This is a genomic window from Paenibacillus sp. UMB7766-LJ446, from assembly GCF_030226665.1.
Classification (GTDB): domain Bacteria; phylum Bacillota; class Bacilli; order Paenibacillales; family Paenibacillaceae; genus Paenibacillus; species Paenibacillus vandeheii.
On the sequence record NZ_JASOYM010000005.1, the window covers coordinates 314,897 to 328,955 of the forward strand.

At 46.1% G+C, this 14,059-nt stretch carries 12 protein-coding genes; 6 read left to right on the forward strand and 6 right to left on the reverse strand.

Features of this window, described 5'->3' with window-relative positions:
• Positions 1 to 13: 13 nt before the first annotated feature.
• Together QP794_RS15330 and QP794_RS15335 are read right to left on the reverse strand one after the other, a co-directional pair.
• Positions 14 to 388 (reverse strand): hypothetical protein, encoded by a 375-nt coding sequence (locus QP794_RS15330; RefSeq protein ID WP_285077898.1) that lies wholly within the window; start codon positions 386 to 388, stop codon positions 14 to 16.
• A 201-nt stretch (positions 389 to 589) separates the two neighbouring features.
• Positions 590 to 751 carry a hypothetical protein gene (locus QP794_RS15335; protein ID WP_285077899.1) on the reverse strand — a complete coding sequence of 54 codons (162 nt, stop codon included), beginning with the start codon at positions 749 to 751 and terminating at the stop codon, positions 590 to 592.
• A 146-nt stretch (positions 752 to 897) separates the two neighbouring features.
• Here QP794_RS15335 and QP794_RS15340 point away from each other — a divergent pair, with 146 nt between their 5' ends.
• Positions 898 to 1,179 (forward strand): hypothetical protein, encoded by a 282-nt coding sequence (locus QP794_RS15340; RefSeq protein ID WP_079349793.1) that lies wholly within the window; start codon positions 898 to 900, stop codon positions 1,177 to 1,179.
• 205 nt (positions 1,180 to 1,384) lie between these two features.
• A complete protein-coding gene (locus QP794_RS15345) occupies positions 1,385 to 3,244 on the forward strand; it encodes a sensor histidine kinase (protein WP_285077900.1) in 1,860 nt (619 codons plus the stop codon).
• A gap of 76 nt (positions 3,245 to 3,320) precedes the next feature.
• Here QP794_RS15345 and QP794_RS15350 read toward each other — a convergent pair whose 3' ends face one another.
• Complete coding sequence (locus QP794_RS15350; protein ID WP_256984551.1) at positions 3,321 to 3,581, reverse strand: NHLP leader peptide family RiPP precursor; 261 nt, start codon at positions 3,579 to 3,581, stop codon at positions 3,321 to 3,323.
• Positions 3,582 to 3,617: 36 nt separating this feature from the next.
• Positions 3,618 to 4,565 (reverse strand): hypothetical protein, encoded by a 948-nt coding sequence (locus QP794_RS15355; protein ID WP_285077902.1) that lies wholly within the window; start codon positions 4,563 to 4,565, stop codon positions 3,618 to 3,620.
• Between the two features lie 220 nt (positions 4,566 to 4,785).
• Here QP794_RS15355 and QP794_RS15360 point away from each other — a divergent pair, with 220 nt between their 5' ends.
• Positions 4,786 to 5,520 carry a hypothetical protein gene (locus tag QP794_RS15360; protein ID WP_285077903.1) on the forward strand — a complete coding sequence of 245 codons (735 nt, stop codon included), beginning with the start codon at positions 4,786 to 4,788 and terminating at the stop codon, positions 5,518 to 5,520.
• Positions 5,521 to 5,561: 41 nt separating this feature from the next.
• On the opposite strand, the gene QP794_RS15365 is transcribed toward QP794_RS15360, so the two are convergent.
• Positions 5,562 to 6,824, reverse strand: coding sequence for an acyltransferase (locus QP794_RS15365; RefSeq protein WP_285077904.1), 1,263 nt, complete (start codon positions 6,822 to 6,824; stop codon positions 5,562 to 5,564).
• A 156-nt stretch (positions 6,825 to 6,980) separates the two neighbouring features.
• A complete protein-coding gene (locus QP794_RS15370; protein ID WP_285077905.1) occupies positions 6,981 to 7,970 on the reverse strand; it encodes an LCP family protein in 990 nt (329 codons plus the stop codon).
• A 184-nt stretch (positions 7,971 to 8,154) separates the two neighbouring features.
• Between QP794_RS15370 and QP794_RS15375 the strand changes: the two genes are divergently transcribed.
• The 3 genes from QP794_RS15375 to QP794_RS15385 all read left to right on the forward strand — a co-directional run bounded on the left by QP794_RS15375 (position 8,155) and on the right by QP794_RS15385 (position 13,971).
• Positions 8,155 to 8,706: an undecaprenyl-diphosphatase gene (locus tag QP794_RS15375; RefSeq protein WP_285077906.1), complete on the forward strand. Its 552-nt coding sequence runs from the start codon at positions 8,155 to 8,157 to the stop codon at positions 8,704 to 8,706.
• Between the two features lie 202 nt (positions 8,707 to 8,908).
• Positions 8,909 to 10,645: a methyl-accepting chemotaxis protein gene (locus QP794_RS15380; protein WP_285077908.1), complete on the forward strand. Its 1,737-nt coding sequence runs from the start codon at positions 8,909 to 8,911 to the stop codon at positions 10,643 to 10,645.
• Between the two features lie 332 nt (positions 10,646 to 10,977).
• The gene (locus QP794_RS15385) at positions 10,978 to 13,971 is read left to right on the forward strand and encodes a glycoside hydrolase family 9 protein (RefSeq protein WP_285078035.1); all 2,994 of its coding nucleotides are present in this window, start codon (positions 10,978 to 10,980) and stop codon (positions 13,969 to 13,971) included.
• Positions 13,972 to 14,059: the final 88 nt, after the last annotated feature.

Below are 14,059 nucleotides of genomic sequence, written 5' to 3' on the forward strand. Positions count from 1 at the left end.
GTAGCATGAGGATTTAACGTCGTGGTGGAATATCGTTCTCCGGTTTGGCATCCGCTCCGGCGCCGTTCAGCAAGTCCGTTCCGTGAAGGGCATTGGGGTCGGGTGCGGCGGGATCTACTGGACTATTCGGTTGAATAAGATCAGCATCCGGTACGGATTCGAGTGAAGGCTCCGCTGTCCGTGATTCCAGTTGGGGTTCTTCTGCAGCCGTTAAAGCTACAATGGGTGGGTTAACTGTATCTTCGGTTTCGATACGTCTTCCGGTAACTTCATCAAAAGTGTCTATGTCACCTTCAGGGACTTCGGTTTCCTGTGGAATATCACGGGACCTCTGATAACGGTCGTAGTAACGTTCACTCTCTTCATTGCTAATCGGTCTGTCTGACATAAGTAACACTCCGTTTCAGTGAAATTATATTTGATGGTTGTTTGTGTAATTGGGTAGTCATCTTGAAAAGGTTCTTATTCCGTAGTTACCCAAAGGGTTGATGTTGTAATCCCGCATCCAATAGGATTCCCTTGTGTTCCCTAAATATGATTACAAATGAAAGTGAAAGATGTACAGATGACAAATTCAACTTAATATGCTTTAAAATTTGGGGAATACATATTTGACCAGAAAGTACAGGAATCCAAAGAAAATAATGATATAAGCCGCATATTTGATAAACGTGGAAGCAACCTTACTTGAATCCGATTTATGCTGGACATCCTTATGCTCTACCTCTATTGTTTTGTGTGGCTCATTCATTCCAATCATCTCCTTAAGGGTAATTGTTTGCTTTGAGGAACCATTACACCCGGCAGGGACAATTGAATCGCACACACCAATTTTACAGCTTTTCATCTTTTGCGTATGTTATGATGAAACATGGATATATGAGGGAGGAATTCCAATTGGATTGGTTTACGTTGGGGAATATGATCACTCGAATCCGAATCGGGCAAAAAGCGTCTACGCCTGGGTTTTCACGTACGGTTATTCGCCGTCCGGACGGGCTGTTCTGGGTAGGTGGGATATGGTCAGGACAGATTGTCCAGTTGAGGGACTATCTTTTCTCAGATATATGGACCATATATGACGATGAGGAAACGGAGCAGTGGTTGGAGTATCGCACACAGATCGAACAGAAAGAGCGCGAAATGATTGTGAACCAGTTCGAAGATCTGCGGGAATAACCGACAAAACACTTCGGTTTCAACAATAAAATGGAAATAAAACTATAAATCTACTAAATTGTGAATTTTCATTTTCTTCCAAGAAGGTGACACGTTAAACTGTGGCGAATGATAAATGAGAGAACTTTGGGATAGAGAAAATAAGAACTTTGAGGTGCTGTGAATGAAAAATGTGCCCAAAGCTATCATCATCTTATGGATAAGTATGTTGAATATTCTCTGCTTGCCGCATGACTTCGTTTCAGCGACTGCTGGAGAAGTTGACAGACCTGTATCCATAACGGGATGGGAAGTAAAATGGGGGAACGTGCACGATCAGGGATTCATCAGTGAGGTTCAAGGTTCGGAGGAGATCTGGGAGAGACAAGGTGCAGAAAAGCTGGAATACAGCAGTGTTGAAGCTCCTACAGGCTCCTTGTGGACTCGTGTGACCATTCCTACAATAAGCGAAGATAGCTCGGCAATCCGTTTTGAAAATATTAAAGGAAATCACATTGTAATCTATCTGGAAGATCGTAAGGTGTATGAGAATTATCATTACAATTATGATAATAACGCGGTGTTGTTACCTTTATCGAGTGAGAATTCAGGTGGTAAACTCTATATATGGTCCGAGAATGAGAAAGGCAGACTTGGCATCTACGGAATGGTTCAGGTTGGGTCTTATGCTACCTTACAGGAAAAGTACATTCACAATGGTCTGCTTGATGTGATACTGGGAGCGACTTTTGTATTCACGGCTCTAACGATGCTGAGCTGCACATTTTTCCTAGGCAAGTTCCATAAAGGAATGTGGATTTCGCTATGTATCGTGATGGGTTCTATCGGAACGATGATTATCACCTATTCGCAATTTTTATATACGTTTTACCAGGTTTACGGGAATCTGTATTCCGTATTGTTTGATCTGGCGATGCTCATGGGCATGCCTGCACTCTGTTATTTTTTTGAACAAATTATCGGACCAGGTCGTTATGGCATCTTTACCAAACTAAGAAAATTTCAAGTCATCTATTCTGGAGTAGCTGTAGCTGCCCTGATGATCGATTTTATTTCAGGCGGTCAATGGGACATGCTCTACAGTTTGTTGTTTCAGAACGTGATTGGATTCATTCTCGTAATCTTGTTAAGCATCTTAATGATCGGTACCATCTCCAAAGCGCTTCAACGGAGCAGGGAAGCTCTATTGCTGGCTACAGGATTCGGCACATTTGCCTTAATCAGTGTTGCTGAACTACTGTGGTATTACCAGCGTAATGGAACATATCATCTGATATGGTGGAAATGGTCGATGGTTGCTTTTATTATCTCACTTATTGCCATACTGGGAAGCCGATTTGCTGAAAAACATACCAAAGTGCTTGAATACTCGAAAGAGTTGGAATTGTTCAATAATGAATTGCAGCGATCCGAGAAAATGGAGATTATTAGCGAACTGGCAGCGTCGGTTGCTCATGAGGTTCGTAATCCGCTGCAGGTGACACGAGGATTCCTTCAGCTTATGACTGAGCAGGAGGACAACAAAAACAAGGGGTACGTGCGGATTGCTCTGGAGGAGCTTGATCGGGCTTCCGGCATTATTACCGACTTCCTGACGTTCGCCAAACCAGAGTTTGATCATATTATCTCCCTGAATATCGCAGATGAATTTAACCATATTGAAGGTATTCTTGTACCGATGGCTAATCTCGAAGGGGGTAAAATAACAACCGACATTCCGCCAGATCTATGGATTAGAGGGAACTCTTCCAAGTTCAAACAGGCCTTTATTAATATTATTAAGAACAGTATTGAAGCTCTGCAAGGACAGGGCCAGATTGATATTTGGGCTTATGCCCAGGATGGGGTCATTAAGGTACATGTTAGAGATAACGGAGAAGGCATGGATGAGGAAGCGTTGGTCCGCCTTGGTGAGCCTTATTTCTCGAACAAAATTAAGGGGACAGGCCTTGGCATGATGGTGACCTTCCGAATCGTTGAAGCCATGCATGGGCAGATCAGCTTTACAAGCACAAAAGGGGTAGGAACAGAAGCTGTTGTATCTTTTGCCGCGTTCGTCGAATGACGAGCGGCAGAAGTGTACAATGGCTTTTTTGTTCGCTACCCCTTCTGATTCAATTCACATATTCAATCTAATTCGTTTAGCTTCTCCACGGTCCGCAATTCACATCATATTGTACTTTGGATGGATTGGGAGGAATTACGAGAACATAGTCGTTCTGTTGTTCTTCAACGGTACGGACTTGAACGTGCTCAGGAATATCAATGCCAAATGCTTCACGAAGCGCTTGCTTCGGGTTGGAGTGCAGTTGTTGTCTGAAGTGCTCATCTGTCCAGGCCTTTTCAATAATATCCTCGTGCAACGTTTTCTCTGATACCATCATCGTCAACATTCCCTTCATATTTAAAATTCAACTGTACCAGCTCTTCAATTATGATTAGGACAAATGTTGTTTCTCGCTGATCCAGTAATGAAACCCGCCTTGAAGAAGCATTTTTTTGTGCTGCTCAATGTCCTGAACAGCTTGTCCCAGAATGTCGCATAAGTAGGAATTAAACGCTTCAAGATGCGAAAAACCAGAGTTAGAAGATGTTAGTCTGAGGTTATATTGCTGAGCAATGTCTACATAGGAGTTCATGAATTGAGTATTGTATACATTGTCATGTACACGTTCGCTTACAGGATGAACCGGATAGTTATGTTCCAGTGCTGCGGATATGTGGGAGAGGAAGCTGTTGTAATTTCCATGCACAGCATCTTGTTTCGTGTCTGTAAAGTCATCTGTCATCTGGAGAGTCATCAGCGCAATGTTGACGGCAGAACATACCGGAGTAATGCGATGCTTCTGTTCCAAAAGAAGCAGTGAGCCAGCAGCTCCAAGCTGAAGTGGGGCGGCTTTTTGGGCAATTAAAAGCGGGCTTCTCTTGAAATAATCGATGGAGTTCTCACCGGTGACGCTCATGGCCCAATCCTCGACATACTGTCTGAAATACGTCCAGAACGGGGAAGAAAGACTGAATAGCTCTGAATAGGCACAGATGGCATCGACGTAATACAGATTACCCAGTGACAATTTCAGTGTCACATCTTCGGGACGTTCGTCCATAACTTCATCCTGATTCAAAAAATATAACATATGCATGAGGCAGGCAGTACTCAGTTTGTGTGCTTTCTCTGGAGGTAGTCCATCCGAGAGCTGCAACCACAACGGAATAATGTAGCCGATGTAGCTGTGACCCGAATCTCGTAACAAAGGATTGACCAAATGAATTTGTTCTAGTGCATGTTCTGACATTGGTTCAGGATATTTCTGTACCAGCTGCTCTGCCGCAGCGAACACCACCTCCACATCGGATCTAAACGGATCAAACCATTCTCTCCGCATCGTTTGGTTACGCCCTTCCCGTGATAAAGTGATTAAGGACTATTTGACTAGATCATGAAGTTACTTTCAGTATACCGGAAAAGAATAGAAAAAAATAGGAGGTTTTGTGATGAATTGTGAAAAAAACAATGACATTTTGTATTTTTATGGCATAAAAAAGCGGAAGTTAGGCTCAAACTAAGAAAGCACAGGATTTTGACATACGAAAGGAAGAAGAGAAATGAAATACAATTGGAAGAAATGGATGGCGGCCGGACTGGCAGCCGTATTTATAACAGCAGCAACCGGCTATACGGCATTCGCTGATCCAAATGGATCTGTTGAAGATCATACGGCGACACCATCCTCCTCCACGAATCAGACCAAGCCATGTATGCAGGCAGGTCACGGCCTGTTTATGATTGGAGAAACCGCAGATCTGCTCGGCATTGGGCTCCGGGACTTAAAGGAACAGATGGAGCTTGGCAAAACGCTGACTCAAATTGCCAAGGAACGCAAGGGACTTAGTGAAGATCAATTGTTGGAGAAGCTGAAGCCTTCCCTCTCTCAGCGATTGGATAAAGCAGCCGAAGAAGGCTGTCTCACGAAGGAGCAGGCAGCAGCAGCCAAAGCGGGTATGGATACCAAGCTGAAAAAGGTAATCAATACACCACTGCGGGAATTAAGACGTGATTTTGCTCACCATGGTAACAGACGTCCGATGATGGACAAGGGCGCTATTGCCCGCTTTATCGGCATCACCCCGGAACAGCTCCATCAGCAGCTCCAGAGCGGGAAGTCCCTGGCTGAAATTGCTCAGGCAAAAGGTATTAGCGAAACGCAGCTGGTTGACAAGCTGAAGGAGCAATTGACAGGTGACCTGAAAAGATTCGTTAACCAGAAGGGCAATGCACACCAAGCCCCTGGTCCTCACGAACCTGTACCGGGAAAATCCGCTTCTACAGAAGTGAAGTAAAAAAGAGCGTCTTCCACAAGGGAGACGCTTTTTCTATACGACTAAGACTGGCTGGTTTCCGGACTGCGATTGGCGCTGGCTGACGGATTGCGCTCGGGTGAACTTGTTCTGCCCGTGCCCGGAATAACAGTATGATGCAAGCGACGACCTGGGCGTTTCTTCCGTTGTAATCCTACGGTAAAGCGAGAACCAGGAAGTTTGGACAGTCCCCAGCTGATGGCAAGAGCCGTCGCCACTGTGACGAGAAACGACAACAATGTTACGGGCAGATGCCATTCCGTTAGCGTAAGTGGCCGGGTAATATACGCGATGCAGTAGAGAACCAGTGCATGAACAAGATAGCCTCCAAACGAATATCGGCCAATCCACGTCAGGAGACGCTGAAATGGGGTATCTTTGCCTCGCAGCAGTACCAGGAACCCATAGAACATAAACATCTGAGCCATGATGATAATAAATGTCGTCGGTTTAAGATAGGTTGAGATATTCAGGTTAACAACATCCCCCGATCCCCGCAGCACATCGTATCCAAGCCAGATGTACATTCCGATAAACAGACAGACCATCCAGGGCAATGCCCTCGCAGTCCAACCCCTCCAGCTATCCACGGACCACGCGCATACTGCACCCAGCAAAAAGTAGAACCAGTACATAATCCATGAATAGGATCGATACTGAAGCATGTCTGCCCAGGGCTGTGGCAGAGATGCTGTCCATCCTGCCATATCGTAGTAGGACCATTTCATAAGCAATGTGTATAATGCCATTCCAATGAGAACCAACGTAATAATCGATTGCATCGGGGTGAAACGAGTCACTTTTTCAATACGTCTTTGAATGAACTTGGCTCCCGACAGAAACAGGGGGAACAAAATATAGAACTGAAACACCATAATCACAAACCACAGATGATATCCCGTCTGGGGAAGGAACAGTTCACGAACGAGACTACGGAAGTCCGGCATACCCGAAAGCCAGAACTCAGGGGTAAATACCCGGACAAACAACCAGTAGATGAACGTCCATACCACAAAGGGCACATAAATATCTCCAAACCGTTTGCGGATAAACCGGGGGTAATCCGGTTTGGTGTGACTGTGATGGTAGAAGAGCATTACACCGGACAGAAAGACGAATGTCGGGGTACCAAAACGAGTCAGGTGATAAATCATGGTCAGCATGACGGAGTCAGGTTGTTCAATATCGGCGCGATATATATATTCCGCGATGTTATGCTGCATCACAATGGCGAGAAATGCAAGGCCGCGCAGTTGTGTCCATTCCACGATTCGCGGTTTATTCACGTGTAATCCTCCTTATGTAACCGGAATTCATCATTTAAGGGTACATGCTGAACATTAAGGCTGCATTAAATGGGGGAAATAGGTACAAAAAAAGACGGCGTTCGCCGTCTTTTAATCAAATTAGCATATGCTATCATTGCTTCATTTTCATTTAATTCAGTGTAAGTCCTGTACCTTCGTTGAATCATCCTCTGAAGATGTGGCATCTTCCTCAAACAGATTCTGAATGTATGCCTGGAGCTTCGGTTTATTCACACCGAGTACCTGAGCAGAACCTGCAAGCTCATTGGTTAGCAGCTTGTTAGGAGGAATCTGCTGTTTATCAATTTCATTCACATTAATATCAAATCCGAGCGAAGCCAGTTTTAACATTTGTGTTGGACTGAGGTCTGTCTCGATATATGGAGCGACAGCTTCCAATATATCAGGGATTTTGAAGAGCGAAGTGGTGCTTTGCATCTTCTTGGCCAGCTCAGTCATGAAAATCCGCTGCCGTTCGGTACGCGTAAAGTCCGAGGTGGCATCGTGCCGGAACCGGACATATTGCAGGGCAGTCTTGCCATCCATATGCTGAAGTCCTTTTTTGAGGTCAATATCGTACATATGTTTATCTGCCTTGCTGGTATAATACATGTCTTTCTCCACATCAATGTCGATCCCGTCCACAGCATCAACCAGCGCCATGAATCCGATAAAATCGGTATACACGTAATGCTGTATAGGGATGCCAAGCAAGTCACCGACCGTTTGTTTAGTTAATTCCGCACCACCGTAGGAGAAGGCTGCATTGAGTCTGCTCTTGCCATGTCCAGGAATCTCAACATATGTATCCCGCAGTATAGAGAAAAGATGGGCTTTCTTGGATACCGGATCAATGGACGCAACCATGACTGAGTCTGAACGGCCCGGATCATCTCCTCTGGTGTCACCTCCAAGCAGCAAAATGTTAACTCGTTCCTTTCCTTCCCATTTGGGAACAGGGGGAGTTGGGGTGTCTGTATTTTTGTTTTTGTCAGAAGAGGAGGTGTCCGAAGCGGTTGAGATGCTATTAGCAAAATGAACGATCGAGTATCCGTAATATACAATGACACCTGCTATGGCAAGTGCCAGGGTTAGGGATGTCCCCCATAACCATTTCTTAAGCATAATCTTCACCTTTCTATGAATGAACTATTATGTAACCCAAACTAGTTTAACAAAAAGTAAGAGAAATGTCCTCTTTGATTTCGAAAGTTCGGCTACCAGGCGATATATTTGACAAATAGTTAGTGTATATTTATTATGTAAAAAATAATCGTGTTTTGTGTAATGGAGGTATTAAACGACTGTTATGAATCAATCTGTATTTAATTGGATCAACCAGTTTGCAGACCGAATTCCGTTTCTGGACTGGTTTATGATTACATCGGCTGAATATGCGGTCTGGGTTATGATAGGACTGCTTGTGATTGTGTGGTTTCTTGGTAATCCGTCTAAGCAACGAATTGTGTTTTATGCGTGTGTAGCTTCAATAATAGCGCTGGGTCTGGCAAAATGGGGAATTTCACCTGCGGTTGGTCATCCAAGGCCGTTTGTAGAAGGCACCGTGAATCAACTGGTTCCGCATGTGCCAGATCTATCTTTTCCAAGTAAACATGCTTCCTTTGTATTCGCGCTCGCTGCAGCTTCGTTTTTTATCGGTCGACGATTCGGAGCATGGATGCTGTTGCTTGCTGTGTTGACAGGAGTCTCGCGTGTCTACGTAGGTGTACATTATCCTGGGGATATTCTGGGCGGATTCATTCTGGGTAGTCTGGTCAGTGTAATCCTGATTGCTACGCGTAATTATACCAAGTCGATTCCCGATTTCTTCATTAACATTCATCGGCGGGTGTTTCGTTAGTTCTGGAACGTATACGTTTGAGATGAGAGGTACATTCATATAGAGTCCCAAGTTCCTTGGCATAGCCAAAGAGTTGGGGCTTTTTTGCGTTAATTTCGGAGTTACATGAAATTTCTGAAAATCGAATTCGGATATCTACAATTCATGACGATAGGTGTCGATATATTATATAGTTATGCGCTAAAGCTAAGGAGTGGGGAATATGAAAGGTTCGCGGGGAAACGTGATGGGGAAGTTTAGATTTACAATTCGGATGAAGTTACTGACTGGATTTTTAATGGTTGTGGCGTTGCTTGCTTTTGTCAGCATATATGCGCTCACCCAAATCCATGGTATGTCAAACAAAGCCGATGATGTGGACAAGACATGGATGCCCAGTGTATCTTTGTTGGGCCAGATGAATGGGGACATATCCGATGTGGAGCGGCTTGCTCTGGCCATCATTGTTGAACAGGATGAAAATGAAACTGCCAAGATGAATGAAGCTCTGGAGCAGCTCCTGGTCAAGATTGAGGATGAACGTAAACAGCTGCTAGTCTTCATTGAAGACAATGCAGAGGCAATGAAACTTTACAATGAGTTCAGTACGAACTACGAGAGCTATATCGCAAAAATGCCCGCATTCATTGAATTAGGCTTGAATAACAATTACAACGAAGCCAGCAAACTACACACTGCGGCATATTCATTATGGTATTCAGCCAACGATACTATTGCCCAATTGATTGTAATGGGGAATGAAGGATCAGATTCGGCTACGAATGCATCGGTTGATTTGGCCGAAAAAGCATTTAATATTATTTTGGGAGTAACCATTGTTGCTTTCCTGATGGCTATGTTTATTGCCTTCTTTATTGCAAGCATCATCTCACGTCCAATTCAGAAGATGAATGCAGCGGCGATGTTGATTGCAGGTGGGGATCTGACTAGTGAGAAGATCGTTCTCAAGAACAAGGATGAACTGGGAACGCTGGCTGATTCCTTCAATACGATGACAGGCAACCTGCGGGAGATGATTCAATCTGTATCGATGACATCCGAACAGGTAGCCGCTTCCTCGGAAGAACTACTGGCAAGTGCAGAACAGAACACCAGAGCATCGGAACAGATCTCCGAAACGGTTGAAGAATTGGCCGTGGGTACATCCGATCAAGTAGATATGGTGAAGCGTTCTTCCCAGGCGATGAGTGAAATGGCTCTTGGTTCGGAACAAATTGCCGAGCTTGCTCAAAGTGTATCCGTATCTGCTGTTGATGCAGCGAATCAGTCTGCCGAAGGAAATATGATTATTCAGCAGGCTGTTGAACAGATGGGTTCTGTTCGTAATTCCATTGCCTCACTGACAGAACTGGTTACAGGGCTGGGAGAACGTTCCGCAGAGATTGGTACGATTACCGAGGTTATCAACAATATTGCTCGTCAGACCAATCTTCTTGCATTGAATGCAGCGATTGAAGCGGCACGTGCAGGTGAGCACGGGCGTGGTTTTGCGGTCGTAGCTGGAGAAGTGCGGAAGCTGGCAGAGGAGTCCTCTACATCTGCACAACGGATTACGGATCTTGTGCAATTAATTCAAAAGGATACGGATCATGCCGTGCAGGCTGTGAAAGTGAACAGCAATGAAACGGAGGCCGGAATTGAGATTGTAACCGCGGCAGGACAAGCATTTGAGCAAATTTCAAACGTAGTGAACAAGGTTGCTGGTGAAATTCAGGAAGTATCCGCAGGTTCGGAGGAAATGTCAGCAAGTACGAATGAAGTTGTAGGGTACGTGGATCAGATCTCCAACATTGCTGGGGAAGCAGCAGGTGGCGTGCATAATGTATCTGCGGCAACCCAGCAGCAGCTGGCTTCGATGGAAGAGATTGCTTCATCCGCGGGCTCTTTGTCCAAAATGGCAGAAGAGTTGCAGGAGCAAATCAACAAGTTTAGAGTGTAGACGATCCAAAAGACGGGTGTTCAGACTGAATAATGGAATTGATCATAATTCAGCCTGTACCAAGGGTGATACGAATTATCAGGACTGTTTCTCATATCGCGTTCATGCGATATGAGAAGCGGTCTTTTTTTTGTCATATCACTGCCCGAACATGTCACAACAATGTTATTTCAGAAGTCACCAGCGCTGATATTGCAACTGAAACAAAAGACTATAATGGTAATTAATGGTGGAAATACATGGAGTCACACCATAGAAAGGAGCGGGTTATTACATCAGTGTAATTGGAAAATGACGAGATAACGATTGCAAAAGGAGATGAATGGTTGAAGATGAAGGGAAGCTGGTGGAGACGAGTCGCTATTTTCGCGTTATCGACAGGGCTGCTGGCAGGAAGTACATCCATACAGGCATGGAATGGCAAGGCAGATGCGGCTGCCGGGAACCATAACTATGCGGAAGCATTGCAGAAGGCGGTTTATTTCTATGAAACCCAGCGTTCCGGGAAATTGCCGGAGGACAACCGAGTTGAATGGCGTGGTGATTCCGGCTTAAATGACGGATCGGATGTTGGGGTTGATTTGACCGGAGGGTGGTACGATGCTGGAGATCATGTGAAATTCGGTCTGCCTATGGCCTATTCTGCTACGATGCTTGCCTGGTCTGTTGTGGAATACCGTGAAGGGTATGAACAGGCAGGACAATTGGAAGAGATTAAGGATAATTTGAAATGGGCGACAGATTATTTTGTGAAAGCGCACACGAAACCAAATGAATTATGGGGACAGGTCGGAGCGGGCAATACGGACCATGCCTGGTGGGGACCGGCTGAAGTGATGCAGATGAGTCGTCCTGCATTTAAGATTGATGCATCCTGTCCGGGAAGTGAGCTTGCGGGAGAAACCGCAGCGGCACTCGCTTCTTCATCCATCGTGTTCCGGGACAGTGACCCGGCGTATGCCAACAAGCTGCTCAAGCATGCCAAGGAGCTGTACAGCTTTGCCGATACGTATCGAGGCAAATATTCGGATTGCATTACAGATGCCCAATCGTTCTACAATTCATGGACAGGTTACTATGATGAACTCGCCTGGGCTGCAACATGGTTATATATGGCGACAAATGACAGCGCTTACTTGTCCAAGGCGATTGCTACGGCGAATCTGTGGCAGGCGGATGGACAGAACGGGAATTGGGCTTATACATGGACCCAAGGCTGGGATGACAAACATTACGGTGCCCAGATTCTATTGGCTCGCATTACGTCGAGTCTGAACATGCCTGAAGCGACACGGTTCATTCAATCAACAGAACGCAATCTGGATTATTGGTCCGTAGGCACGAATGGACAACGAATCAAGTATACACCGGGCGGGCTTGCCTGGCTTGATACATGGGGATCGCTCCGTTATGCAGCGAATGCATCCTTTATTGCTTTTGTGTATTCCGACTGGGTCAGTGATCCGGTGAAGAAAGCAAGGTATCAGGATTTTGCCGTCTCTCAAATGAACTATATTCTGGGGGAAAATCCTCGCCAGAGCAGCTATGTGGTCGGTTATGGACAGAATCCGCCTAAACACCCACATCACCGGACCTCCCACAGTTCATGGACGAACAATGAAAATGTACCTTCCGAGCATCGTCACACGTTGTACGGCGCGATGGTTGGTGGACCGGATGCCTCGGATGCCTATACCGATTCTATTGGTGACTATGTCAGCAATGAGGTGGCGACCGATTACAATGCAGGATTTACAGGCGCGTTAGCCAAGATGAATCTGCTGTTCGGCCAGCATGATCAGCCCATTGCGAATTTCCCGGCTCCCGAGGTGAAGACGGATGAGTTCTTTGTCGAAGCTGCCGTGAAAGCGTCCGGTTCCAATTACACGGAAATCAAGGCTCAACTGAACAACCGTTCGGGTTGGCCTGCGCGAATGGGGGATAAGTTGTCCTTTCGTTATTTCCTGGATCTGAGTGAAGTATACGCTGCAGGATATACCGTTTCCGATGTCCATGTTACAACCTCATATGCCGAGGGAGCGACTGTATCCCAACCGGTTGTGGTTGATGCAGCGAAACGAATTTATGCGGTTACTGCGGACTTTACCGGGACTAAGATCTATCCAGGCGGGGAAGGACATTATCGCAAAGAGGTTCAGTTCCGCATTACCGGCCCGCAAGGCGCATGGAATGTAAATAATGATCATTCATTCCAGGGCTTGGGCACAGGCAATGTGGCGAAGAGCACATATCTTCCGGTCTACGATGCCGGAATACGGATATACGGCCAGGAGCCCGGTGTCACACCAGTTGTTACACCTACTGCACCTTCGGGGGTGCAGGCTGTATCAGGGAGCGCTCAGGTAACATTGAACTGGATAGCATCACCTGGGGCAGAATCGTACACGGTGAAGCGTGCCGAGGTGAGTGGTGGGCCATATACTTCTGTCGCGACAGGTGTACATGGATTGATATATACGAACACAGGGCTGACGAATGGAAGAACCTATTATTATGTGGTGACGGCTGTGAATTCAGCAGGGGAATCGCCCGGATCTGCACAAGTCTCTGCCACGCCGCAGGCTGGAATGTCTCTGCCGGGGATGCTGACATTAAACGGGACAGCAGGCAATGCACAAGTGGTTCTGACCTGGACGGCAGCAACGGGAGCTGTGAGTTATAAGGTACAGCGCTCCGTTGTGGGCGGCGTATATGCCGATGTGGCAACTGGATTGGCAGTGCTGAATTACACCGATGAAACAGCGGTAAATGGCACGGCGTACAGTTATCGAATTGCCGCGGTGAATGCGAGCGGACAGACGTTGTCCAATATCGTGACGTTGACACCGAATGTGCCTCCGGCAACGACAGGCACGCTTGAGGTGCAGTATCGTAATGGAGGATCAGGTGCTTACGGCAATGCGGTGACTCCGCAGTTTAATTTGAAAAACACAGGGACTCAACCGATCGATTTGAGTACTGTGAAGCTGCGGTATTATTTTACGAAGGACGGCACAGGGGATCTGACCTTCTGGTGTGATTATGCCCAGATCGGCAGTGCCAATATTGAAGGCAAATTTGTCACGCTGAATCCGGCAAAGGGAACAGCCGATACGGTTCTTGAGATCAGCTTCAAATCCGGGGCTGGAAGCCTGGCTGCCGGAGCGGAGACGGGCGTGATCCAGGGGCGCTTTTCCAAGAACAATTGGAGCAATTTCGATCAGAGGAACGACTATTCCTATGATGCAACCAAGACGGCTTTCACTGCCTGGAATCAGATAACGGGATATCAGGGAGGTACGAAGGTATGGGGCATCGAGCCGTAACTTTAAAGGTAGATCAATATAACAAATCAGATCAACAGCATGTGCAGACCCAGAGTAATTCAAATTGAATTCACCATTCCAGGGAGGT

Bases quoted from the DNA above. Each gene is read 5' to 3' on its own strand.
- QP794_RS15360 (WP_285077903.1), top strand. From the start codon at position 4,786: ATGAAATACAATTGGAAGAAATGGATGGCGGCCGGACTGGCAGCCGTA.
- QP794_RS15375 (WP_285077906.1), top strand. From the start codon at position 8,155: ATGAATCAATCTGTATTTAATTGGATCAACCAGTTTGCAGACCGAATT.
- QP794_RS15350 (WP_256984551.1), bottom strand. From the start codon at position 3,581: ATGAAGGGAATGTTGACGATGATGGTATCAGAGAAAACGTTGCACGAG.
- QP794_RS15345 (WP_285077900.1), top strand. From the start codon at position 1,385: ATGTTGAATATTCTCTGCTTGCCGCATGACTTCGTTTCAGCGACTGCT.
- QP794_RS15370 (WP_285077905.1), bottom strand. From the start codon at position 7,970: ATGCTTAAGAAATGGTTATGGGGGACATCCCTAACCCTGGCACTTGCC.
- QP794_RS15355 (WP_285077902.1), bottom strand. From the start codon at position 4,565: ATGCGGAGAGAATGGTTTGATCCGTTTAGATCCGATGTGGAGGTGGTG.
- QP794_RS15330 (WP_285077898.1), bottom strand. From the start codon at position 388: ATGTCAGACAGACCGATTAGCAATGAAGAGAGTGAACGTTACTACGAC.
- QP794_RS15335 (WP_285077899.1), bottom strand. From the start codon at position 751: ATGAATGAGCCACACAAAACAATAGAGGTAGAGCATAAGGATGTCCAG.
- QP794_RS15380 (WP_285077908.1), top strand. From the start codon at position 8,909: ATGAAAGGTTCGCGGGGAAACGTGATGGGGAAGTTTAGATTTACAATT.
- QP794_RS15385 (WP_285078035.1), top strand. From the start codon at position 10,978: ATGAAGGGAAGCTGGTGGAGACGAGTCGCTATTTTCGCGTTATCGACA.